The sequence below is a fragment of the Corynebacterium tuberculostearicum genome, from assembly GCF_032821615.1.
GTDB lineage: Bacteria > Actinomycetota > Actinomycetes > Mycobacteriales > Mycobacteriaceae > Corynebacterium > Corynebacterium tuberculostearicum_H.
Window position 1 is genome coordinate 576,150 of record NZ_JAVBIF010000001.1, and the last position, 8,661, is coordinate 584,810.

The window sequence follows — 8,661 nt, forward strand, 5'->3', positions numbered from 1 at the left end:
TGGTGAGGGGTTTCTTTTCACAATTTACTGCCAACCTTGAAATAACGGAGTCTTGAATACAGCCGACACTATCTGCGGGAAACTCAAAATCATTGGGCTTGCTTAGATAAATTAATCCGCACTTTGAGAAAGCGGAAGTATGACTGGTTTCATCATCTTTTACAAACGAAAATCAGGCGAATCCTACATCACGCAATACCCTGACTCTGCTCCGTCTTTGGCGTCGGTGAAAAACCAATTCCCGGTACTTCATTGGAGTTGTCCACATCGTCGACGGTTCGGACGGGCTAAATGACCTGTCACCGGCACGGCGAATTCTGCCACATGTCGCGCACGGATCCTCTTTACACCCCTACTCGAAAACCCAAAAATCGAATAAATGAACCAGACACCACTGCACATGTCCGCCACAGCTGTCAAAATCGAGTCATGTCTGTTGAAGCTAGGGCCCTCTCACTGCGACGGTTAATGCACAATTCTGCGGCGGTACGACTGCTTGCGGCTGATAACGCGCCGGTAATTTTGGCGCTGATCGCAGAGTACTTCCCCCGCGGTACCCGAGCACGGCCAGCGGCGGAGGTATACGAGTTGATGGTCACTGATTTTGAGGTTATTGCCAACGATTTTGCCATGCCCCGTACGCCCCAGAGTTATTGCACTGACTGGGTAAAAGCAGGATGGTTGGTGAGAAAATCAGGTAAAAGTTCACACGGCGAAACGTTGGAACCAAGCGAAGACGCACTTTCTGCTCTAGAGGCCATCGAGCGGTGGGAGTCACCGGTATCTGCCGTCACAGCATCACGGGTGGAATCCATTAGCTCGGCCCTACAACGGTTAGCAAGGGACACGAATAAGGACATCGCCAGTCGCGTTGCCAGTCTCGAGGCAGAACGGAACCGCATTGACCAGGAAATTGAAAAGGCACGTTTAGGACAGTTCGAATCCTTAACCTCAGCAGAGACAGAAGAACGTGTACAAGACGTGCTTAATATGGCAACGGCGGTACCGAGCGATTTCGCCCGAGTGCGCCACGAACTTGAGGCCCTCAATCATCAACTACGCCGGCAGTTATTAGACCCAGAGGGATACCGCGGCGATGTGCTCGAAGAGATCTTCACCGGCGTGGACCATATTGCTGAATCTGAGGCTGGACGCAGTTTCCGCGGATTCTATTCCCTTCTTATGGATAGGGAACGCAGTGCATGGTTGGACCAGTGGATAAAAGAAGTTTTAGAAAGCGATACCGGCCAGGAGCTGGCGCCAGAAATGCGGCAGCACCTGCGAAATCTTTTCCGCGATATGGAAGACACGAGTTTCGATGTCAACCAGACGATGACTGGCTTGGCGCGTAGCTTGCGCAACTACGTTTCCTCAGAGCAATTCGCAGAAGACAGGCGCATGATTGAGCTCCTAAGAGAGGCGCGCGGTATGGCCATTGATGCTGCGCAGAACTCTGAGCTCAAGGCCTTTCACCGAATGGAGACGCCGCTGCAGCGCATCGGTATGTCCATCCACTCCGTTTCACGCATTCGCTTAGCCAACCCAGGTCGAGAGGTAGTAGAGGAATCACCTGAGGCGTTCCAGCCAGGCGAGGAAAACGCAGAAGCATTACTCGAGCTAGTGCGCGAATCAGAGATTGACTTTGAAGAGTTGCACGAGATGATTCGAAAGGCCGTCGATAAGGCGGGCCCGTGCACCATTGGCCAAGTATTGCAGGCCTACCCTGCCACGCAAGGCTTAGCTAGTGTAGTGGGCTTGGTGCACATTGCGGATCAGCACCCCCTGCCTGACTTGAGAAATTCCACGGAGAAGGTCTTTTGGACCGAAGAAAACGGCGCAACACGCGCCGCCTTCATTCCCACTATGTATTTCGACCGCACCACCATTGAGGAGCTATCGTGACCGCTGCACTTAATCACCGCGTCGATTCCGAGCATGAACCGCCGCTTTGGAATAGCGATAAAGGAACGCTGACGTATAACTCACGCCGCGCGTTGGTACAGCTGCTAAAAGGACCACTTATTCGAGCACAGAAGGAACCTGTCTTGTGGGCTGCGATTATTTCAGACGAAGAAAACCTGCGGGCTAGACTGCACGAGTTATTTCTCGAGCTCGTTATCGATGAAGCAGAAGGATTCGCCTTCACCCGAATGGTGGAAGAAGAAACGTTAGCTATTCCGCAGGTGCTGCGCACGGATAAGCTCAAGCACATCGACACAGCCATCTTGTTAAACCTGCGCCAAGAACTGGGGCTGGCGCTACCTGGCGAACGTGTAATCGTGGACGTGGAAGACCTGCGAGAGGGAATCGGGTACGTCCGCGCGGTTGATAACCGAGACGAGGCCGGATTCAATAATCGCTTCAATGCAGCAATCAAACGCATCCGCAATGAATATTCACTGTTAAGCGCTACTGAGACTGAAGGCCGGTTTGAGGTTTCCCCCGTATTGCGCCAGCTTTTCGATTCCGCCACAGTTACCGCCATCCGGGACGAGTACGCCCGCCTAGCGGAGACAGGAAATGGCCAAGAGGATGATTCGAATGACTAAAATTTACCAAGGCCAATACCGGATAAGCCGCATCCAATTAATTAACTGGGGCACATTTCACGGATACTTTTCCATCCCCGTAGCTAGAAAGGGTTTCCTAATCACCGGCGGATCCGGTTCCGGCAAATCTACCTTATTGGATGCAATGTCGGCGGTGTTAGTACCGCAGAAAGATCTGAAATTTAACGCGGCATCGCAACAGGACCTTGGGCGGCATGATGGTCGCAATCTCGTATCCTATGTGCGTGGTGCATGGCGGCAACAGGAAAATACACAGACGGGTGAGATTGCTCCCGAGTACCTGCGAACGGGCGCAACGAATTCAATTGTGGCCCTGACCTACGATAACGGAGCTGGAAAGCAGCATACCCTCATTGCTATTTTCCGCCTCAATGGCGGTGAAAATTCCGTGAGCCAGGTTAAGAAACTCTACGGAGTGGTGCAGGGAGATGAGGACATCGATAAGCTGAGTTCCCTGCTCACGCGGAGCCTAGATACCCGCAAGATTAAAGCTTTATATAAGGGACCAGGGGCATCTTTCACACAGACGTATAGTACGTTCGCAGATCGCTTTCGTAAGCGCCTTGGGATCAAAAGCGAACTAGGCCAGGTGCTCCTGCACCGCACTCAATCCGCTAAGTCCCTATCCAGCCTGGATCAGCTCTTCCGAGGCTACATGCTGGACAAGCCCTCTACTTTCGAGCGAGCCGATGAAGCTGTGGAGCAATTCGAGGACCTCCGCCAAGCTTACCTGCGGGTGGAGGATGTCAAAGCACAGATTGACACACTCGCTCCCCTTCCTCGTCTGCATGCGCAGCGAGATGTTGCAGAATCTGCCAAGCACAAGGCCGAGGCCATGAGTGAAGCGCTACCAGCGGTCCGAGCTCGCATGGTGGCTGAGGAATTGGACTATCAAATCAGAGCGCTAAACGCGCAGTTGGCTGAGGCTCAATCAGATGCCGAGTCTCTCGAGGACGAGGTCAAACACCTCGACGAGACGGAGCGGTTAGCAGCAGTGGCTGTGTCTCAACTTAGTGCCGGCGAGCTCGATGCCCTAAGCGCAAAAATGGAGACTGCTGAAAAAGAAATCGAGCACCGCTCCAAAGAATTCCGGCGCTTGGCCACTGCCGCCGGCCGGTGGACCGACAATTATGAGTTCAATCCGCATGGCTTTGCGGAACTTCAGGCTAATGCGAAGCTGCGCATCGCGGACTTCGAATCTGACTCTGCCAAGCTCATCAATCAGCAGCAAGAGGCTGGAGTAGCTGCTCGCGACGCCGCGACAACGTTTGCCACTCTGAAAAGCGAACTCGCTTCTTTCGGTTCGCGAAACACCAACATAGACAAAGCATTGGTAGAGCTACGGTCCCAGCTCGCTCACGATACGGGGTACGCCGAGTCAGAACTTCCGTTTGCTGGTGAGCTCATGGATATTAGTCCGCAACAGACGGAATGGGAGCCGGTCCTCCAAAAGCTTCTTCACGGGTTTGCTGCTACCCTGCTGGTTCCGGAAAGCGCACAGAAAGCGATTAATCAGTGGGTCAATTCTCGGGACGTGGGGACCCGGCTCGAATACCGAACCATCCCTGAGTTTGCACCCGCACCAGCAACTGCGCGTAGCCCACAACAACTCATTCACAAGCTGGATTTCCAAGACCACCCTATGGCACCGTGGGTCCGCCATCATATTTCACGCCGATTTAACTACGAATGTGTCAGTTCAGTCGCGGCGCTCGAACAGGTAACTAAGACCCCAGCTGTTACTCGCGATGGCTTAGAAAGCCGCCCTAAGGATAAAGATGGGTCTACCCGCTTTATTAAAGACGACCGCAGGCGTTTTTCCGGCACCAGCTGGTACCGGGTGGGCTCTACCAATGACGCCAAGATTGAGCTGCTGCGCACGCAACTCGATAAAGCAAAAGCCCATGCCAGTGCCACCGCCAAGCTAGTTCAAGACTTAAACCGAAAAATGGATATCCTGCGCACTCAACGCGATAAAGCGAAACTGGTGTTAGAGACTAAGTTTCAGGATATTGATACCGCATCTGCAGAAACTCGCAAACGAGATCTGCAACGGCAATATGATTCTCTTGCCTCGTCACCCGAGGCGAAAGCCCTACATGCCGCGCATAATCGAGCAAAGGATAGGCTAGCTGCAGCCCGTGCCCGCCTTAAGCAATCTCAAAAGCACCTTGGAAGCATTGAGGGCGATCTCCAGCGCTCCACACAGCGTCGCCAGAACATCGGCACCGTACCTACCATCGCTGACGAAGCTATAGCCAAGGAGGTCAAAGAGGCCCTCCACAACGGAAAGCGCAAGCTTTCCATCGATGACATCGATTCCCGGCGCGATGCAGTACAAAACAGCCTGCACGATACATCCCGCGCGGCTGCACGAAACATCGAGGAGATAAATGCCAAGATTGTCTCCGTTCTCCACAAATACTTGTCTCAGTGGCCAGCGGAATCTGCGGATTTACAGCCACAGGCAAACTTTGCCGGTGAGGGCATTGAAAAGTTGAAGTTCCTTCGGGCCGATCGCCTTGCCGATTTCCGTGCTCAGTTCTTGGAACTACTCAACGGAACAACGGTGCAAAATCTGTCTCACCTTGCTTCTTCGTTGCGCCACGCTCGCAGCGATATCGAGCTGCGTATGGAATTTATCAATAAGTCGCTGGAGCGCTCGCCCTTTAATGGCGACCGTATCTTGCGAATTGATGTGAAAGACGCTCGCGGCCAGGTAGTACAGGATTTCCAGCGAGATCTAGATTCCGCGACTTCGCATAGCCTGGCCGAGATCAGCGCAGATGAGCCGGAAGCGGCGTTGCGGCGCTACCATGCTTTGGATAAAATTCTCAGCCGTTTGGGTTCAACCCAACCGGAAGATATTCGTTGGCGCAACCTGGTTCTTGATACCCGAAAACACGTAAGCTTCATCGGCCGCGAATGCTACCCCGATGGAACAACCGCCAATACTTATCAGGATTCTGCTTCCCTCTCTGGTGGCCAGGCACAAAAGCTAGTTTTCTTCTGCCTGGCTGCGGCCCTGCGTTTCCGGCTAGCGGAGCCGGATCAGGATGTTCCCACCTATGGTTCCATCATTTTGGACGAAGCTTTTGACCGCGCAGATCCAGCCTTTACCCGCACGGCAATGTCTGTGTTTGAATCGTTTGGTTTCCACATGATTTTGGCAACGCCATTCAAGCTGATTCAAACATTATCGCCCTACGTCGACGGCACAATCGTGGTCAACTACGACGAGCCCATCATTCATGGCCGTCCACAGGCACGCACAGGCTATTCACTTATCGACGCCGCCTCGTATCCCCAGGAGGACCCCAATGCGGATTCCTAAAGACCTACAAGCACATGCGGCAAAGCTCTTGCGCAACCACTTTGCGGAGGCGCTATCTTCGCCGGATTCCCTCCGTTTGGACTGGCCGCTACATCCACCGACGGCAGCCACCGCCAAACGCGATTTACCAATGACCCAAGAATTCATCCGCGCCTGGCAGCGCTGGCCGCACCAGGAAGAGGTTATCTACGAGTCCCGCAATTGGTCGCGTACTGGGCTGGGCACCAATTCCGTGCCTGTACGCGTGGTAATTGATGGACCTGAACGCATCGCTTCCGCAGCAGGCATGGCCACAACATACTCGCATGCGGTTCAAAGAGCTCAAAAGATCGCCTCGATTTTCCCCGAGCACCCTGACTTCGCTCACACCGTTCACCGTGCTTACAAGCAGTGGAAAGACTTAAGCGCCTACGACCTGCATTGCTTGAGACCGTGTTTGAACTGGTTGCTCACCCATCCCGATTCGGGTGAGTGGGAACGCGCCGTCCCCGTAGAGGGCGTTGATGGCAAGTGGATCGGGTCCCACCGGCGCCTGCTGCTAACCCTGCTTTCTCCTTTCGGCATCGCGGAACTAGGACTGCGCCGCAGCGACGCCCGTATTCGCTTGCGCTATCTCAACCACGTCCCGGCAGTGTCCGACCTCGAGATTCCACTCTCCCACGCCGCATCCCTTTTCCCCACCAGGCCACCGCGAGTGCTCATCGTGGAAAATAAACAAACTTTTCTGGCTTTACCTGTGCTTTCGGACGCCGCTCCGCCCACCATTGCTGTCTTAGGTTCCGGCACCGCAGCGCATCAGCTCCACGCCCTCAACTGGCTCCACCAATCTGAAATCACCTACTGGGGTGATCTCGACGCTGCGGGCTTCAGCATCCTCAACGCCGTGCGCGCCCGCTTCCCCCACACCGCATCTCTGCTCATGGATACTGCTACCGTAACTGCGTTTAAGCACCTCGCTGTCCCCGACCCAGGCGACGGTTCAGCCACGCTCACCCACCTCACCACCGAAGAGCAGGAAGCCTACCGTCTACTCTTCACCGAGGGCAGGCTGCGAATTGAGCAAGAGCGAATCCCTTTCACACACGCGAGCGACGCCATCCACCACAAATTAGATTGATCTAACGTTTAAAATCACGCCCGGAAACCGAATGGCGCGGCTGTCGCATAATTGAGCTCGGAACCGTTACACAAACTAGCTCTAAACATTGTCTGCCCCTGATACATATGCTTAAGTAGTATTCGAACATATAATTCAATCTTTCATTTGGAGAGGCCTTTGCCAGACCGGATTCACCCTTCCCTATTACGTATTTTCCAACGCTCAAAACCTGATGACATCATTGCCTTCATCGACGAAAGCTACGTTGCACCAGAGGAGGACTTTTCAGAATCTTTCTATATCCTGGTCGGCACGGCCATCAAATTCGAACACCTTAGTAACACTCGGAGCCTCCTCAGGGAGACTGCACAGTCGAACTATTGGCATACGACCGAATCGATGCGCAGTTGTGATGGCCGGAAGAAAGTCGAAGAAATGCTCAAGTTATGCGATGACTTTGAGGATTTGCAATATATAGCCTGCCTTCGACCACTGCAACGAAATCAGGATATTGAGCATGCTCGTCAAGATTGCCTTGAACTGCTCATTACTGCACTCACCAAGAATGAGCCTTCTCTGAAAGGCATAATTTTCGAAGCACGCCACTCTCAGTCAGATAACGATAAAGACAGAAATACCCTCAAGCGCATGCGCAAGAAAAAGTCACTGCACTCTGGAATCAGTTTGGCATGGATTAGCCCTGCCGATGAAACTTGCCTTTGGATACCGGACCTCGTCGCTTTTACATACAGGCGCACTTTTACCCACGGAGGGCAAAGCACATTTCTATACCAGAAATACTTGGAAGAGCATTGCGAAATTCTAAAGGTAACTCCGAAGCAAGCATTCCCGAAGCCGAACTGGAATTCACAATAAAATGACCCTCACCTGCCAGTAGCCTCGGTGAGGGTCGAGCAGCTGTACATGATGTAGGGCTGCTCCTGCTAAAGATTATGCCCTACCACCCCCTTTAGAGTCAATAGCAGCTCTATAGGAGCATCATGACGAGTTACATGCGAGCTGACGGAGCTAGGCAACAAATCCCTGTTTGCCCAGGTGGTCGAGATAAGAGGTCCAATCCTCAAAGACATCTCTTAAAGCATGGATCGGGTCGACATCGACACCGCTGCAGTGTCTAAACTCTTGAAGGCTAAAAGCCGCTGCACCGACCGCAATTGCAGCCCGAATAGCAATTTCAAAGGTTTCAACTGCATTCTGACGCTCATCTCTGTCTTGAGCTAATGCGAGCTCAATTTGTCTCACCACATTATGATGCACGGACCGATTGAACCGGCTGTACATTTCTCCGCCCTGGAAGCCATCGAAATATTCCGCTACCAAATCTGTGCAGTTCAAGAGTTTCTGCGATTTCCCATACCCCTGAGAAGCGAATGCCTGCTTCATCTTTATGTGATCTGCTGTCGCTTCACTGTAGGGTGACGCATTATTCCTCCCACCCGAGTTTTCGTAGCCGTTAACAACAACATTAATTGCACGTACAGTCCTGATCCATGGATCTGCGTCCTCATTCAAATACGGGCCTGGCCCCCGGAAAGTAGACACGTCGGGGGTTAGCTATGCTGCTTGGGTCAGTGTAGCTGAATTAAGCGCCTCGAAGTCATCGGGGGCTAGAAGGTTGCACCAGGAGTGCCGTCTGC

At 53.0% G+C, this 8,661-nt stretch carries 6 protein-coding genes; 5 read left to right on the forward strand and 1 reads right to left on the reverse strand.

Features of this window, described 5'->3' with window-relative positions; all coding sequences use genetic code 11:
* Positions 1-468: 468 nt before the first annotated feature.
* From RAE09_RS02765 to RAE09_RS02785, 5 genes are all read left to right on the forward strand, one after another.
* Complete coding sequence (locus RAE09_RS02765) at positions 469-1,902, forward strand: DUF3375 domain-containing protein (RefSeq protein ID WP_250410223.1); 1,434 nt, start codon at positions 469-471, stop codon at positions 1,900-1,902.
* A complete protein-coding gene (locus RAE09_RS02770) occupies positions 1,899-2,549 on the forward strand; it encodes a DUF4194 domain-containing protein (RefSeq protein ID WP_150850728.1) in 651 nt (216 codons plus the stop codon). The genes RAE09_RS02765 and RAE09_RS02770 overlap by 4 nt, the downstream gene beginning before the upstream one ends.
* Complete coding sequence (locus RAE09_RS02775; protein ID WP_316980871.1) at positions 2,533-5,904, forward strand: ATP-binding protein; 3,372 nt, start codon at positions 2,533-2,535, stop codon at positions 5,902-5,904. Before RAE09_RS02770 ends, RAE09_RS02775 begins: the two co-directional genes overlap by 17 nt.
* Positions 5,891-7,021: a DUF3322 domain-containing protein gene (locus RAE09_RS02780; RefSeq protein WP_316980872.1), complete on the forward strand. Its 1,131-nt coding sequence runs from the start codon at positions 5,891-5,893 to the stop codon at positions 7,019-7,021. The genes RAE09_RS02775 and RAE09_RS02780 overlap by 14 nt, the downstream gene beginning before the upstream one ends.
* A gap of 159 nt (positions 7,022-7,180) precedes the next feature.
* Entirely contained in the window at positions 7,181-7,879 is a 699-nt protein-coding gene (locus RAE09_RS02785; protein WP_316980873.1) for a hypothetical protein, read from the forward strand.
* Between the two features lie 153 nt (positions 7,880-8,032).
* Here the strand turns inward: RAE09_RS02785 and RAE09_RS02790 are convergent, their stop codons facing one another.
* Positions 8,033-8,407: a hypothetical protein gene (locus tag RAE09_RS02790; RefSeq protein ID WP_316980874.1), complete on the reverse strand. Its 375-nt coding sequence runs from the start codon at positions 8,405-8,407 to the stop codon at positions 8,033-8,035.
* Positions 8,408-8,661: the final 254 nt, after the last annotated feature.